11 protein-coding genes and 1 riboswitch are annotated in these 14,160 nt (G+C 57.3%); of the genes, 3 read left to right on the top strand and 8 right to left on the bottom strand.

Annotation, left to right across the window (positions count from 1 at the left end):
- Nucleotides 1-146: 146 nt before the first annotated feature.
- A complete protein-coding gene (locus AB5Z05_RS15220) occupies nucleotides 147-1,025 on the bottom strand; it encodes a DUF2726 domain-containing protein (RefSeq protein ID WP_368152096.1) in 879 nt (292 codons plus the stop codon).
- A 196-nt stretch (nucleotides 1,026-1,221) separates the two neighbouring features.
- Here AB5Z05_RS15220 and AB5Z05_RS15225 point away from each other — a divergent pair, with 196 nt between their 5' ends.
- The 3 genes from AB5Z05_RS15225 to ppx all read left to right on the top strand — a co-directional run bounded on the left by AB5Z05_RS15225 (nucleotide 1,222) and on the right by ppx (nucleotide 5,361).
- On the top strand, nucleotides 1,222-1,737 hold the full coding sequence (locus tag AB5Z05_RS15225) for a glycine cleavage system protein R (RefSeq protein WP_005350673.1): 516 nt from the start codon (nucleotides 1,222-1,224) through the stop codon (nucleotides 1,735-1,737).
- A 74-nt stretch (nucleotides 1,738-1,811) separates the two neighbouring features.
- Nucleotides 1,812-3,881 (top strand): polyphosphate kinase 1, encoded by a 2,070-nt coding sequence (ppk1, locus tag AB5Z05_RS15230; protein WP_005350671.1) that lies wholly within the window; start codon nucleotides 1,812-1,814, stop codon nucleotides 3,879-3,881.
- Complete coding sequence (ppx, locus tag AB5Z05_RS15235; RefSeq protein ID WP_368152097.1) at nucleotides 3,871-5,361, top strand: exopolyphosphatase; 1,491 nt, start codon at nucleotides 3,871-3,873, stop codon at nucleotides 5,359-5,361. The genes ppk1 and ppx overlap by 11 nt, the downstream gene beginning before the upstream one ends.
- Nucleotides 5,362-5,421: 60 nt before the next feature.
- Here ppx and mgtE read toward each other — a convergent pair whose 3' ends face one another.
- The 7 genes from mgtE to flgG all read right to left on the bottom strand — a co-directional run bounded on the left by mgtE (nucleotide 5,422) and on the right by flgG (nucleotide 14,157).
- Nucleotides 5,422-6,765: a magnesium transporter gene (gene mgtE / locus AB5Z05_RS15240; RefSeq protein WP_368152098.1), complete on the bottom strand. Its 1,344-nt coding sequence runs from the start codon at nucleotides 6,763-6,765 to the stop codon at nucleotides 5,422-5,424.
- 122 nt (nucleotides 6,766-6,887) lie between these two features.
- A riboswitch (M-box (ykoK) riboswitch) is annotated at nucleotides 6,888-7,057 on the bottom strand.
- A 182-nt stretch (nucleotides 7,058-7,239) separates the two neighbouring features.
- Nucleotides 7,240-8,448, bottom strand: a complete 1,209-nt coding sequence (gene flgL, locus AB5Z05_RS15245) for a flagellar hook-associated protein FlgL (protein WP_368152099.1) — start codon at nucleotides 8,446-8,448, stop codon at nucleotides 7,240-7,242.
- 4 nt (nucleotides 8,449-8,452) lie between these two features.
- On the bottom strand, nucleotides 8,453-10,456 hold the full coding sequence (locus AB5Z05_RS15250) for a flagellar basal body rod C-terminal domain-containing protein (RefSeq protein WP_368152100.1): 2,004 nt from the start codon (nucleotides 10,454-10,456) through the stop codon (nucleotides 8,453-8,455).
- A 3-nt stretch (nucleotides 10,457-10,459) separates the two neighbouring features.
- A complete protein-coding gene (gene flgJ / locus AB5Z05_RS15255) occupies nucleotides 10,460-11,533 on the bottom strand; it encodes a flagellar assembly peptidoglycan hydrolase FlgJ (RefSeq protein ID WP_368152101.1) in 1,074 nt (357 codons plus the stop codon).
- Nucleotides 11,534-11,576: 43 nt separating this feature from the next.
- Nucleotides 11,577-12,674, bottom strand: coding sequence for a flagellar basal body P-ring protein FlgI (locus AB5Z05_RS15260; RefSeq protein WP_005350664.1), 1,098 nt, complete (start codon nucleotides 12,672-12,674; stop codon nucleotides 11,577-11,579).
- Nucleotides 12,675-12,682: 8 nt separating this feature from the next.
- Nucleotides 12,683-13,354 (bottom strand): flagellar basal body L-ring protein FlgH, encoded by a 672-nt coding sequence (gene flgH / locus AB5Z05_RS15265; protein WP_005350662.1) that lies wholly within the window; start codon nucleotides 13,352-13,354, stop codon nucleotides 12,683-12,685.
- Between the two features lie 14 nt (nucleotides 13,355-13,368).
- The gene (gene flgG / locus AB5Z05_RS15270; RefSeq protein WP_005334158.1) at nucleotides 13,369-14,157 is read right to left on the bottom strand and encodes a flagellar basal-body rod protein FlgG; all 789 of its coding nucleotides are present in this window, start codon (nucleotides 14,155-14,157) and stop codon (nucleotides 13,369-13,371) included.
- Nucleotides 14,158-14,160: the final 3 nt, after the last annotated feature.

The following is a 14,160-nucleotide window of genomic DNA, read 5'->3' on the forward strand; positions in this document are numbered from 1 at the left end:
ATTCAGGCTAAGTGTATCGACAGAAACGGGAGATTAGATAAATTTTGCCGAGGAATTTTCTGCATTGGCGCCGTTAACAAACGCCGCCAATAGCGGAAAGAAAACTGCCCTCGTCAGAGGGCAGCATGGGACACTGTGAAGCGCATTCAGTGGCGATTATGATGGTGCGGCGCCGCGTAACGACACTCGGGAAAACGGCTGCAAGCCAGAAAGAGTCTACCGGCGTGGAGGCCTTTTTTCGCCTCCCGCTCCACCAGCGGCGCATCGCAACGGGGGCAGTGGTGTACCTCGTGCTCTTCATCATCCTCCACATCGGCGAACAGGCTATCGACCAGCTCCCCCTCACTCTGTGGCGTCTCCACCACCCCCTTGGCCTGGATGGTGGGCTCGCGGAGCGACGCAGGCGAGATCGCCTCTGCATGGGCAGTGCGGCCACGCATCCCGGCACCGACATCCACGCCGTCCAGCAGCAGAGGGTTGAACGTCGGCTCGCGGCGCGCTCCGTGCGGCAGATCGTCGATCAACGGTTCGCTGGTTTTGACCAGCAGCGGCAGGATCTGTTCGCGCAGCTCTTCCACCTGATAGCTGGCACTTGCCGGGATCTGCAGCAATGGCAGACCGGCGCTGTCGCAGGCGGTTTTCAGAAAGAGATCCCGCGCCTTGCGCTTCTGGTGACGGTGGGAGCTGTCATCGAGTTCGATGGCGCAGATAAAGGAGAGATCCGCGGGGTGGCAAAGCAGATAGTCGAAATGCTTGGCGCTGATCTTGTTGAAGTACTGCTGCCATTTGCTTTTGCCGATCCCGGCCTGTGGCGTCAGCACATCGGCCACCCGCACCTTGGCAAAGACCCGGGCCTTGTCACCCACCGCCAGATCCAGCACCCCGAGGAAGGATCGCTCGGCGGGACTGAACAGGGTCTCCTGCATATCATAGGGCAGGCGCTTTTGCTGTCTGCCTCTGCTCCAGAAGATCGCCAGCACAAGCAGCGCCAGCAACAACAATCCCGATAGGACAAGGGTATTCATGAGAGCACGATCCAGTTCACGACACGAAAGGGGAATTACTTTACCACAGCCGCCACGGAGCAAGGCAGCAGACCCGTGTATAGAAAGTGAAAAGTCCCGTCTTTTTATCTATTTGTCAGCAGGCGGGGGTTCATATGACCAGTCCCAGCAGGCACAATAGGGATAGAGCAAGAAATCCCATTTCAAGGAGAGCAGGATGCAAAAGCAATTGGTGGTCACCGTGATCGGTGCAGACAAACCCGGGATCGTCGAGAGTCTGGCAGCAGTCATCAGCCGCGAGCAGGGCAACTGGCTGGGCAGCGCCATGAGCGAACTGGCGGGACAGTTTGCCGGTATCCTCCATGTCTCTGTCCCCGATGAGCACTATCGCAGCCTGTGCGAAGCGCTAGCCCTGCTACCGGGCCTGACCATCAGCTTTGCCGAAGGGACACCGACCACCGAGCCAGCCCATCAAGTCATGATGACGGTGACCGGCAACGACCGCCCCGGCATCGTCCATGAAGTAGCCAGCATCCTGCGTCAGCTCGAGATCAATGTGGCCGATCTCACCACTGGCTGTGAACCGGCTCCCCACTCCGGCGCCCCGCTCTTCTATGCCCATGCGCTGGTAGCCCTGCCCGACGGGCTCGCGATGGATACGCTTATCACCGCGCTGGAATCCCTCTCCGACGATCTGGTCGTCGACATCGACGAAGCGTTCAGCGAGCAGTAACAATACTGTCATTTATTTGTCATATATTAACGCCATAACTGCCGCGCAGACGCGACCTGAAACAGAGGCACAAGATGAGCACCGACAAGCAGTATGAAGAGAAAGAGCTGAGCTGGCTCTCATTCAATGAACGGGTGTTGCAAGAGGCAATGGACAAGACGGTGCCCCTCATCGAGCGGGTTCGTTTTCTGGGGATTTTCTCCTCCAACCAGGATGAGTTCTTCAAGGTACGGGTATCGGACGTCAAGCGTCGCATCCTCATCAATGAAGTACATGGTGGCGACGATGAAGCGAAAGTGCTGCTGCGCGCCATCCAGCAAAAAGTGATGGCGCTCGGTGAAGCGTTCGACAACACCTATAAAGAGCTGTTGATTGCGCTCGCTCGCCACAACATCTTCCTGGTCAACGAGAACCAGCTCTCCGATGCCATTCAGAAGTGGCTGCGGGTCTTCTTCAAGGAGAAGGTGCTGCGTCACATCATCCCGATCCTGCTCAACAAGGAGGTCAATCCGGTCAAATTCCTCAAGGATGAGTACACCTATCTGGCCATCGAGATGAAGAAGAACGGTCAGGTGATCCAGTACGCCCTAGTGGAAGTGCCGACCGACGACCTGCCCCGCTTCTTCCAGCTGCCGCCGGAAGGGACCCGCCGCAAGAAGCAGATCATCATTCTGGATAACGTCATCCGCTTCTGCCTCGACGAGATCTTCAAAGGCTTCTTCGACTACGACGAGATTGCCGCCTATGCGGTGAAGCTGACCCGGGATGCAGAATATGATCTCTCCGACCAGCTGGACTTGAGCCTGGTGGACAAGATGAGTGACGGCTTGAAGCAGCGCCTTACCGCCATGCCGGTGCGCTTCGTCTACGAGCGGGAGATGCCCGCTGCCATGATAAGCTTCCTCAAGCTCAAGCTGCAGATCAGCTCCTACGACGCCATCATGCCGGGTGGACGCTATCACAACTTCAAGGATTTCATCGGCTTCCCCAACGTGGGCCGTGACTATCTGGAGAACCCCAAGCTGCCGGCCCTCGATTGCCGCGATTTTGACGGCTTCGTCAACGCCTTCGATGCGATTACCAAGCAGGATATCCTGCTCTACTACCCGTACCACAAGTTCCACCATTTCACCGAACTGGTGCGCCAAGCGGCGTTCGATCCGGCGGTCAGCGCCATTCGCATCAATATTTATCGGGTGGCCAAGAAATCGCGCATCATCCACTCCCTCATCGATGCAGCCAACAACGGCAAGAAGGTGACCGTGGTGGTCGAGCTGCGCGCCCGTTTCGACGAAGCGGCCAACATAGACTGGGCAAACATCCTCACCGATGCCGGGGTCAAGGTAGTGTTCGGGGTACCGAGCCTCAAGATCCACTCCAAGCTCTGCCTCATCACCCGCCACGAAAATGGCGAGGCGGTGCGCTACGCCCATATCGGCACCGGCAACTTCAACGAGAAGACCGCCAAGATCTACACCGACTTCTCGCTGCTGACCCGCAATCCGGATATTACCGCCGAAGTAGAAGGGGTATTTGAATACATCGAGTACCCCTATAAGCGTTACAAATTCAACCACCTGCTGGTCTCCCCCATCAACAGCCGCCGTCAGCTCTATCGCCTCATCGACAACGAGCTCTCCAACGCCAAGGCGGGCCAGCCGAGCGGTATCATCCTCAAGATCAACAATCTGGTGGACAAGGATCTCATCAACCGCCTCTATGCCGCCGGTCAGGCCGGGGTGCCGATCCAGATGATCATCCGTGGCATGTGCGCCCTGCGTCCGGGCGTACCGGGCCTAAGTGACAACATCAAGGTGATCAGCATCATCGACCGCTTCCTCGAGCACCCGCGGGTGATGGTGTTCCACAACAAGGGCAACCCCCAGCTCTATATCTCCAGCGCCGACTGGATGAGCCGTAATATCGACGGCCGTATTGAGGTGGGCACCCCCATTTATGACGAGCGGCTCAAGCAGCGCATCATGGATATTCTCGAGCTACAACTGAGTGATACCTGCAAGGCGCGGGTCATTGATGCCGACCAGCAGAACGAATATGTGAAGCGGGGCAACCGCCGCAAGATCCGCTCTCAGGTGGCGATTTACGACTATCTCAAACGTATCGAGTCAAACAATGGACAATAGTCTCTATGCCGCCGTGGATCTCGGCTCCAACAGTTTTCATATGGTGATCGCCCATCTGAGCGAAGGGCGTTTTCGCATCGTCGATCGCATCAAGGAGCGGGTGCGGCTGGCGGAAGGGATGGATGAGCAGAAACGCATGAGCCCGGAGGCGATGGAACGCGGTCTCACCTGCCTGTCGCTGTTTGCCGAGCGCCTCACCAATATCAAACCGGACCAGATCCGCATCGCAGGTACCTACACATTGCGCCGTGCCAGCAATGCCCGCGAATTTGTGAGTGAAGCAGCCAAGGTGCTCAACCACCCCATCGAGATCATCAGCGGGCAGGAAGAAGCACGGCTCATCTATCAGGGGGTCGCCCATACCCAGCATATCGAGGGCCAGGTACTGGTGATCGATATCGGTGGCGGCAGCACCGAGCTCATCATCGGCGAAGGGTTTGAGCACAAGGCCCTCACCAGTCGCAAGATGGGCTGCGTCAGCTTTACCCAAAGCTTCTTCGCCAGCGGCAAGCTGAGCGACAAACACTTCACCAATGCCGTGCTGGAGGCGCAGCACCAGCTCGCCCCCATCGTCAACCAGTACCGCAAGCTGGGCTGGCAGAGCTGCCTTGGCAGCTCAGGCTCCATTCGTACGGTACGGGATGTACTGCAAGGCGAAGGGCTGACTGACGGCAGCATCACGCTGGAGGGGCTGGAGCGGCTCAAGGCGCTGATGATTGAGCGCAAGCGAGTCGATAACCTCAAACTGGTCGGGCTTACCGAGGAGCGTCAGGAGGTGTTTGCCGCTGCGGTCGCCATCCTGCTCGGGCTGTTTACTTCGCTGCCCATCGAGCGGCTCGACTACTCCGACGGTGCCCTGCGCGAAGGATTGCTGTATGAGTTCGAGGAGCGCTTGCAGCACCACGATATTCGCGAGCGTACCGCACAGGCGCTCGGCACCCACTACCGGATGGACCGCAAACAAGCCGCCCGGGTGGAGCAGAGCGTGCTGACCCTGTTTGATGCCTTGCAAGAGCCCTGGCAGATGGAGATAGAGCCCTATCGCGCTATCCTCGGCTGGGCGGCGCGGCTGCACGAAATTGGCCTTGCCATCAACTACAGCGGCATCCATCGCCACTCCGCCTATATCCTGCAACACACCGACCTGCCCGGCTTCAACCAGGACGATCAGGCGCTGCTGGCTGCGCTGGTACGCTTTCAGCGCAAGGGGCTCAAGCTCTCCGAGCTGCCTCCCCTGCCCAACCACGACATGCAGACGGTGCTGCGCTGCATCCGCATCCTGCGCCTCGCAGTCGCCGCTCATCACAAGCGTCAGGACAACCTGCTGCCTGAGTGGAAAGTCGCAGTGCAAGGGGATCAGCTGGTCGTGACCCTGCCGATCGACTGGTGCGAGGAGAACCGTCTCCTGATGCAGAATCTGGAGAAGGAACACCGCTACTGTCAGGAGCAGGGCTGGCCACTGTTGTTCCAGCTCGGCTAAACCGGAGAGATAAATGAAAAAGGCAGCCCACTGGCTGCCTTTTGCATCTCAATCTCCCGGTTACTGCAACTCGGGCAACAACCACTTGGCCATCTCGAAGTAGATGATAAGGCCGGTGCCATCCACCAGTGTCGCGATGAATGGCGCAGAGACCACCGCCGGATCGATGCGAAAACGGCGCAGCACCATGGGAATAATGGACGCGACTGTGGCACTCCAGAGCACGATAGCGATGATGGTAAAGGTCACCACCATGCCAATCTGGGGACCGACGCCAAGACTCCAGGCCCGCACCCAGGCCGCCATAGCAATGGCCCCCGAGATCAGCAGACCGGTGGAGAGCTCCTTTTTCAGCACGGTGCCGAGATTGCGCAGGCTCACCTCCCCGACCGCCATGGCTCGTACTATGGTGGTGGTGATCTGGGTGCCGCTGTTACCGCCAGTACCAATCAGGAGCGGAATGAAGAAGGCCAGCGCAATGGCTGCTTCCAGCTGCTCCTCGAATGCCCGCAACACGCTGCCGGTGTAGGCTTCCGCCACAAACAGGATAAGCAGCCAGCCTACCCGTTTGCGCCACAGCTGCCAGGGGGTCGCCTGCAAGTAAGGGGTATCGAGCGGTGATGATCCTCCCTGCATCTCGGCATCCTCGGTGGATTCGAGCTCCAGAATATCCGCCGCATCATCGACGTGGAAAATACCGACCAGTCGCCCCTGATCCTCGACCGGCAATACCGACAGGTCGCGGTCGATGAGCAGGCGCGCTGCCAGCTCCTGATCCGCACGGGCGTTGATCCGCACCGTCTCCCGATCCATCAGGGTCGCGACACTGGCCAGCGGGTCGGCGATCAGCAAGGTCTTGAGCGAGAGGCTCCCTTGCAGACGACCATCCCCGTTGACCACATAGATATGGCGAAACAGCTGGGCATTGTCCCAGGCATCGTGGATCAGCTGTTTGGCGTGACCGACCGTGTCCTCCTCCCGTACCGCCAGATATTCGTGGCGCATGTTGGCCCCCACCGACTCGGTGGGCCAATCCAGCAGTGAGTAATACATGGCCTGCGCCTGGGTCGGGAAGCGAGCCAGCAACATGGTGCGATCCTGACGACCCAGTTTGCGCAGGATGGCGACCATCTCGCGGCGGGGAATGGCCTCCTGCAACACGCTGACGATGCTGCCATGCAACCGCTGCAACAGGCGCCCGGCACTCTCGGCCGAGAGTGAGCCGAGCAGTTCGGCACCTTGCGGAATTGGCAGGGTATCAAAGATGCAGTTGAGCTCTTCCGGACGCAGGGTCAGCAGTTGATCGGCGCGCTGAACCGGATCCAGATTATGTTCCAGCCAACCCTGCAGGGCGGCCAGATCGAGCAGTTGGTGACGGTTAAGAATGGTATGTGTTTTCTTCATCACAGATATCCTCATGTGATTTCAGGCGAGCCTGAATGCCTCCGGAAATAGCCGGATGCAACGACAAGAAAACAGCAATTTGATTGACGAGTAATAGGCAGGAAATGACGCCGTTCGGCGTGTCATCATCCCCACGTACCAGCTTTAGCACTGTATAACGTATCCGGCATGCCGGAAGCCACTTGGGTTTACACCTTAATCCGATGAAAACTGTCCTGATCTTGGGCGTCTCTGGACGTCGTGAGATCAGTGGCCTGTGTTTATACAGGAGCCTCGCCTAACGAGATGCTGCAAATAATTCGCACAACCCTCTGTTGTGCGGGCGGCATGATTATCCAATCCCGCAGGGAGGTCAACCCCACAGCTCCCATTAAATGGGCAACGGCAACAGCTTGTTACAATTGGCAGGAGATGACACGGAACCAATTTTCATAGTCTGGACAAAAGAAAAGGCCCCAAAGGGCCCCTCTTTAATTAGCGAATATAGTCAAATAACGTCAGACGGCTTATTTTGCTGAAAGAGAGTTGCGAGGCACTCAATGCCGCATCCTCTTTTGACAGCGCGGAAATCACTTCATAGAGATCAGCTTCCGACACCTTGGCTCTCGCCTCGGCGTTGAGGGTACTCAACCCCTCGTTAGAATCCATGACTGCCTCGAGACTGTTCATCCTGCCACCCAACTCCCCCAATCCATGATCGATATTCAGGCGAGCATTCTTCATATGGACGGTAGCATCGGCTACTTCCAGCGCAAAGTTGTCAGCGGTAATAGCAGGGTCACGCAAAGCGGTAATAAAATCCGACATACCATTCAATATGTTGTCATTCTTCGGTGGATTAAGGTCAAACTGCTGAGCCGCACCACCTGCAGGCAAATCAAGGGTCAACTCCAGACCATTGAAGGGGATCTTGGTGCCAGCAGTGTAGTTACCCGTTTGCAGGGTAGTACCACCGGCATCCTTGATATCATAGGTATCAGGCGGACCGATGGTGGTTGATACGGTATAGGTGTTGCTGGGCAGTGCCGAGTTATAATTGGACTTATAGAAATTATCAAAGTTACCCTGATCGCCGACCCCGACCTTGATATTTGCAGTGGTTGCACTGGCAGTTCTTCTGGTCGCCACGACTTCAAACAGGTCCTGCCCTGAATCATTGGCAGCAATTTGTACTGTGGGTGAGACCTGAATATTTCGCTGACCTGGGTCTCCCTGATAAATATATTTTCCGTTAGCGTCTTTGATATATGGCTGGGTCTTGCTCTGATTGCCGCCGAATATAAATTCACCCGAGGAGTTTTTGCTATTCATCAGGTCAAACATCTGCTGCTGCAACCCTTCCAGCTCGCTGGCTATGGCCTTGCGATCATCCATGCTGATCGCGCCATTATTTGACTTCTGGATCAGAGTCTGGGCACTAAGCATCGCATTATTAATCGACGTTAATACCGTCTCCTCATGCCCCAGGCTGTTTTCCAGCAAGCTGCCATTGACACTGTACTGCTTGAACAGGTCAATCTCCTTGGTCAGTGCCATCTTCTGGCTCATCCCCGCAGGATCTTCGCCGGCAGTCTGAAATTTATTGCCGGTTTGCAGCTGTTGATAGGCAGTATTCAACCGCTCGTTGGCACTGTTGAGGGAATAGATATTCCGGTCGTAGATCATGTTGGTGGTGATGCGCATGACGTTACCTCACGGAAGAGAGCAGTGTATCGAAAATGGTTTTGGCCGTGCTGACGATTTGCGCCGATGCCGCATAGGATTGCTGGAAGCGGATCAGATTGGCTGCCTCCTCCTCCAGATTGACCCCAGACACGCTTTCAAAGATGCCGGTGCTCTGGATAAGCTTGGACTCATTGGCCTTGAGCAGCGTTTTTGCCTGACTGGTATTGTTACCCACTTCCATCACCAGCCCGGAATAGGCCTGATTGAAGGTCATCTTGTCGTTGGTCGTCCCACCATTGGTGCTCTTGCGCACCAGATCCTTGTTTTGCAGCTCGGCCAGAACCAGGCCATTGCTGTTATCGGCAAAGCCATTGCTGTTGTAACTGAGCTTGAAGCTGTCACCGGCATCCACCGTTCCGGTGATGCTGAACTCGTAGCCTGGCGCCTGTTTCGGGTTGGCATAGACTGCGGCTCCGGCGGGGAAAGGGTTGACGATCGCAGACATCAGGTTTTGCCCTTTGCTGCTCGCAGGGGCAGTGCCAATCAGGGTAGTGCCATCGGCTTGAAACACCTGATAGTTACCGTTGGCGTCAATCTTGACGACCTGAGGCGCTGTCGGGCTCAGACTATTGGTACCAAAACCTGACCCTGCACCTGTATTGAATACGCCACCCAGTTTGATATCTGCCCCGCCGCCATTATTGGTGGTCTTTTCCGCTTTAAGCGGAGAGGCCAGGGCCAAATCTTCCGGTCGGGTGATCAGCTGACCCAGACCGGCGGCCGCACTTTTGGTCGGTTGCAGCAACAGTCTGTCACCCGCAGCCGACGTGCCGGTAAGATCGATCGAGATCCCGTGCCCGGGCAGCTCAAAGGTCGCTGGCGGCATGGTCCCCGTGCTCACAGAGGTACGATTGCCAGACTTGTCGAGCGAGAACACCTCATAACCGGTAGCGCTGCTAAATTGCACTTCGTAATCAAACGGGGTCACTGATGTCCCCTTGCCCGGTACGAAGCTGACATTCGCCCCGACCGTCCCGGTGTTATTGCCGTAGGGTAAGCCCTTGCTGGTAGGAAGGGTGAAGATATCGCCGCCAATCTCGTTATCCAGATCCATCCCGAGGCGGTTCTGCTGGTTCATCGCATCGGCCATCGCCACGGCCAGCTGCCCCAGTTCGCGCTTGGTAGGCTCAAGGTCGGTACGCGCCTTGAACAGCCCCCCCATGGCACCACCAAACGTATCGTGATCGATGGTTGCCTTGTTCGCCCCCAGGGTCAGCTGCAGCTCCTGATCCCGGGAGTCAGGATCTCCTGCAATCACCTTGAACTGGGCGACGCCCCCATCAAGGATCAACGAATGGCCAGTGCTCATATTGACCAGCATGCTGCCGTTGGGTTGGGCTACGGTGCGAATATCCATCTTCTCCGACAGCTGGCGGATCGCCTCATCCCGCTGATCAAACAGCATCAGGTTCTCTTCGGGTGACCCCTGGGTGCGGATGATGGCCTGATTAAGATCATTGATGCTGGTGAGCAGGCTGTTGACCTGCTTGGTTTCATCTTCAATACGGGTGTTGAGGGTATCGCTCTGCTTGTCGAGCTGCGCCGAAAGGGTATGAAAACGGTTGACCATGCCACTCAACTCCGTCATCACCACCTTGCGCCCACCGATCTCGGCAGGCGATTCATTGGCTGAGTGAAATGACTTGAAGTAGGAGGTGATGGCCGCCCCCACGCTGTTGCTGGTATTCCCCAGCAAGCTGTCAACGCCAGCCAACTGTTCATAATGGGTCAGGGAGGCATGATAGGCAGAGGTATCACGGCGCACCTCCCCCTGCATATAGTCGTTGATTACCCGCTGGGTCTTGATGTCACCGGTCCCCAGACCGATGGTATTGGTATACACCAGCGTACGCTCACGCACATAGCCCTGGCTATTGACGTTCACTATGTTGTTACTGGTGGTCTGCAGCAGGCGTTGCTGTGCCAGCACGCCCGATGAACCAATCCCAAGCAGGTCGCTTGCCATACGTTACAGCTCCATCTCGTTGTATTGGGCAATGGCGTCACTGCGCAATACCTGTTTCAATTTTCTGGCGTAGTGCGGGTCGGTGGCATAACCCGCCTGTTGCAGCGCCTCAAAGTAGCGATCGGGACTATCCACCTTCGCCAGGGCTCCCTTGTAGCGAGAGCCGGAAGTGAGGAAGTCCACATAGTCGTTGAAGCTCTCTTCAAACGACTCATAGGAGCGAAATGCCGCTTTCTGGCGGGAGGCAACGCCTTGCTCATACTCGAGCGTGCTGACCACCGCCTTGGGCCCTTCCCAGCGCGGATCGGCCTTGATGCCAAACAGGTTATGGGTCACCTGCCCCTCACTATCCTTGATCACCCGCTTGCCCCAACCGCTCTCCAGTGCCGCCTGAGCGACCAGTACCGCCGGGCTTAACCCCAACTTGTCGGCCGCTTTCTTGGCCAGCGGCATCAGGCGATTAACGAACTCTTCCGGTGTATCGAACTCTTTGCCCCCACTACCGGTGGCACTGCCCTCTTCGCTGGCCATACGCCCCATGGGCGGAATGCTGCGGTGCGGTCGACGGGGCATAGTGAGTGCGTGGCTCTCCTTGACCCCCTCGGTCATCTCTTTTTCAGCAAAATCTTTGCCAACTTTTGATGCCGCGATCAAATCATCGGCAGCGGCCGTGGGTGGCTGATAGGGTTTGTAGGTCCGTTCGGTGCGCTGCGGCATCTTGAGCACTCGCCCATCCTGATGGGTAAAGGTCTCGGGAGAGAGCTGCTTGGCCACCATGTCAGCCAATCCCAGTCCCCCCTTGCTGGACATGTCGGCAACCCGCTGCTCATCAAGCATCCCTTCATAGAACTGGGTATAGCTGCTGTTCATCGGGTTGTCCTGAGTCAACACCCCGTTGGCCTGACGCATGCTCTGAAACAGCATCTGGGTAAAGATTGACTCGAACTGGCGTGACGCACTCTTGAGCGCTTCGGCCTGCCCCTCTTTGCTTTGGCTCATCTGGCGCAGACGGTCCAGGTTCTTGATGTCCTGTACCATCCCGAGATTCATGCCGCTGTTGCTGTCAAACTCCGCCATTTTGCTTACCTCATTGCCACCCGTGGCAACCACTTGCCGCTTGTTACAGTATGACCAGTTGCCCCTCGATGGCGCCTGCCTGCTGCAGCGCCTCAAGGATGGCCATCAAATCACCCGGGGCGACCCCAACCTGATTGACCGCCCGGACCAGATCATCCAGCGTCGCACCGGTATCAAACTTGAACATCCGCCCCGGCTCCTGCTGGACATTGATGGTCGAGTTGTTGGTCACCGTCGTCTCTCCTCCCGCCAACGGGTTGGGCTGGGAGACCTGCTGGTTTTCGGCGATGGTCACCGTCAACCCGCCATGGCTGATGGCCGCCGGTTTGAGCTTGACTTGACTGCCGATCACTATGGTGCCGGTGCGGGAGTTGACGATGATCTTGGCCGCCTCGTTGGCCGGATCCACCTCCAGATTCTCGATGGTCGCGAGATATGAGACCCGCTGACCCGGATCCCGCGGGGCATAGACCTTGACCGAGGTGGCATCGAGCGCCTGAGCGGTATTGGGCCCCACCAGATCGTTGACCACATCGGCCAGACGGCGCGCTGTAGTAAAGTCGGGTCGGTTAAGGTTGAAGGTGATGGTGTCCCCCTGACTGAAGGAGTTGGGCACCTCCCGCTCCACGGTCGCACCGTTGGCAATCCGCCCGACGGTCGGGGTATTGATCACAACCTTGGAACCATCAGCCCCCTCGGCCCCCAGACCACCAACCACCAGACTGCCCTGGGCGACCGCATAAACCCGGCCATCGAGCCCTTTCAGGAAGCTCTGCAGCAGAGTACCGCCCCGCAGGCTCTTGGCCTCGCCAATGGCCGACACCGTTACATCGATGGTCTGGCCCGGCTTGGAGAAGGGGGGCAGGTCGGCATGGATCGCCACCGGTGCCACATCCTTGATCTTGGGCTTGATGTTATCCGGCACCTTGATGCCAAAGTTGTTGAGCATGGTGCGGAAGGTCTGCTCGGTGAAGGCGTTGTTCTTCTCGCCAGTGCCGGGCAACCCCACCACCAGACCGTAACCAATCAGCTGGTTGTTACGCACCCCTTCAACCGAGCTGATGTCCTTGATCCGGGCCGCATTGGCCACGCCCAAGGGCAGCAGACAGCAGAGCAGAGTGACAAGACGGAGTGACTTCATAACATCTCCTAGAGCGGCCACCAGGGACCATTGAAAAAGCTGGTAAGCCACCCTTGCTCCTGGCTATTGGCCAGATCGCCGGTACCACCGTAGTAAATGCGGGCATTGGCCACTTTCTGGGACGAAACGCTGTTATCAGACGTCACGTCCTCCGGGCGAATAAGGCCGGTGATCCGGATATATTCATTGCCATTGTTGAGCATGATCCACTTCTCGCCGCGCACCACCAGATTACCGTTGGGCAACACCTTGGCCACGCTGACCGAAATATTGCCCTGCAAGCTGTTGCTCTGATCCGCCTTGGCCTGGCCCTTGAACGCGCTGTCTTGAGCAATGGAGGCTGAGAGATCATAGGGGCTGGCGGTCACGGGCACGCCACCCAACTTGACCGGGTCCAGATTGAACTTGTTATTCTTGCCACTCTGGGTATTGGCCTTTTTCGAGGCAGAGGTCGATTCCGACAACTCGATGGTGATGATGTCGCCTACCTTGTGCGCCTTGATATCCGAATAGATGCCATTGACCTGATCCGGCTGGAAAATCGCCCCTGTCGGCCGCACCGACACCGGCTCCGACTCCCCGTAGACGGGGGAAAACTCGGGATCATCAGGCTTGGGCGTATTGGGAGTGCTGCTACACCCTCCCAGCACCAACAATCCCAGCATCCATACGGCTTTCATCATGCACCTCCTAATTAGGTACGCTGGATCAGGAAGGACATCATGCCGTCCACGGCGGAGAGCACCTTGGAGTTCATCTCGTAGACCCGCTGAGCCTGAATGAGATTCACCAGTTCTTCGGTCACATTGACGTTGGAAGTCTCCAGCATCCCCTGCTTGATCACCCCCAAGCCATCGGCACCGGCAGTCCCCTGGGCGGCAGCACCACTGGATTGGGTCTCGACGAACATGTTCTCCCCCATCGGCTGCAAGCCGCTGGCGTTGACGAAGTCGGAGATGTTGATCTGACCGACGACCTGAGAAGCGCCATCGCCCTTGAGCTGCACCGAGACCTGGCCATCTTCACCCACCGTAACGCTCTGGGCATTTTCCGGGATCTGGATTTCCGGTTGCAGCGGGTAGCCATTACCCGGGGTCACTATGGTCCCTTCATCGTTGAGGGTGAACTGACCGTTACGGGTATAGGCCGCACTGCCATCCGGCAGCTGAATTTCAAAGTAGCCACGACCACTGATCATCAAATCCAGCGAGTTGTCGGTGGTTTGTACGTTACCCTGGCTGTGGTTTTTCTGGGTCGCCACCACCTTGGCACCCGCCCCCAGCATCAGGCCGGAGGGGAGCTCGGTATCGGCAGAGGAGCGGCCACCGGGCTGGTTGATGTTTTGATACAGCAGATCTTCAAAGATGGCCCGTGACTTTTTAAAGCCCACGGTGCTGGCGTTCGCCAGGTTGTTCGAGGTGACCGAGATATTGGTCTGCTGTGCATCCAACCCGGTCTTGCTGATCCAGAGTGCGGGATTCATAGG

This window comes from Aeromonas sp. R2-4, assembly GCF_040908365.1.
In the GTDB taxonomy this organism is placed as follows: Bacteria; Pseudomonadota; Gammaproteobacteria; order Enterobacterales; family Aeromonadaceae; genus Aeromonas; species Aeromonas veronii.

What these genes read in the sequence shown, in the direction of transcription:
- AB5Z05_RS15260 (WP_005350664.1), bottom strand. Translation starts at nt 12,674, where the DNA reads ATGAAGTCACTCCGTCTTGTCACTCTGCTCTGCTGTCTGCTGCCCTTG.
- AB5Z05_RS15250 (WP_368152100.1), bottom strand. Translation starts at nt 10,456, where the DNA reads ATGGCAAGCGACCTGCTTGGGATTGGTTCATCGGGCGTGCTGGCACAG.
- mgtE (WP_368152098.1), bottom strand. Translation starts at nt 6,765, where the DNA reads ATGAAGAAAACACATACCATTCTTAACCGTCACCAACTGCTCGATCTG.
- flgG (WP_005334158.1), bottom strand. Translation starts at nt 14,157, where the DNA reads ATGAATCCCGCACTCTGGATCAGCAAGACCGGGTTGGATGCACAGCAG.
- ppk1 (WP_005350671.1), top strand. Translation starts at nt 1,812, where the DNA reads ATGAGCACCGACAAGCAGTATGAAGAGAAAGAGCTGAGCTGGCTCTCA.
- flgJ (WP_368152101.1), bottom strand. Translation starts at nt 11,533, where the DNA reads ATGGCGGAGTTTGACAGCAACAGCGGCATGAATCTCGGGATGGTACAG.
- AB5Z05_RS15220 (WP_368152096.1), bottom strand. Translation starts at nt 1,025, where the DNA reads ATGAATACCCTTGTCCTATCGGGATTGTTGTTGCTGGCGCTGCTTGTG.
- ppx (WP_368152097.1), top strand. Translation starts at nt 3,871, where the DNA reads ATGGACAATAGTCTCTATGCCGCCGTGGATCTCGGCTCCAACAGTTTT.
- flgH (WP_005350662.1), bottom strand. Translation starts at nt 13,354, where the DNA reads ATGAAAGCCGTATGGATGCTGGGATTGTTGGTGCTGGGAGGGTGTAGC.
- flgL (WP_368152099.1), bottom strand. Translation starts at nt 8,448, where the DNA reads ATGCGCATCACCACCAACATGATCTACGACCGGAATATCTATTCCCTC.
- AB5Z05_RS15225 (WP_005350673.1), top strand. Translation starts at nt 1,222, where the DNA reads ATGCAAAAGCAATTGGTGGTCACCGTGATCGGTGCAGACAAACCCGGG.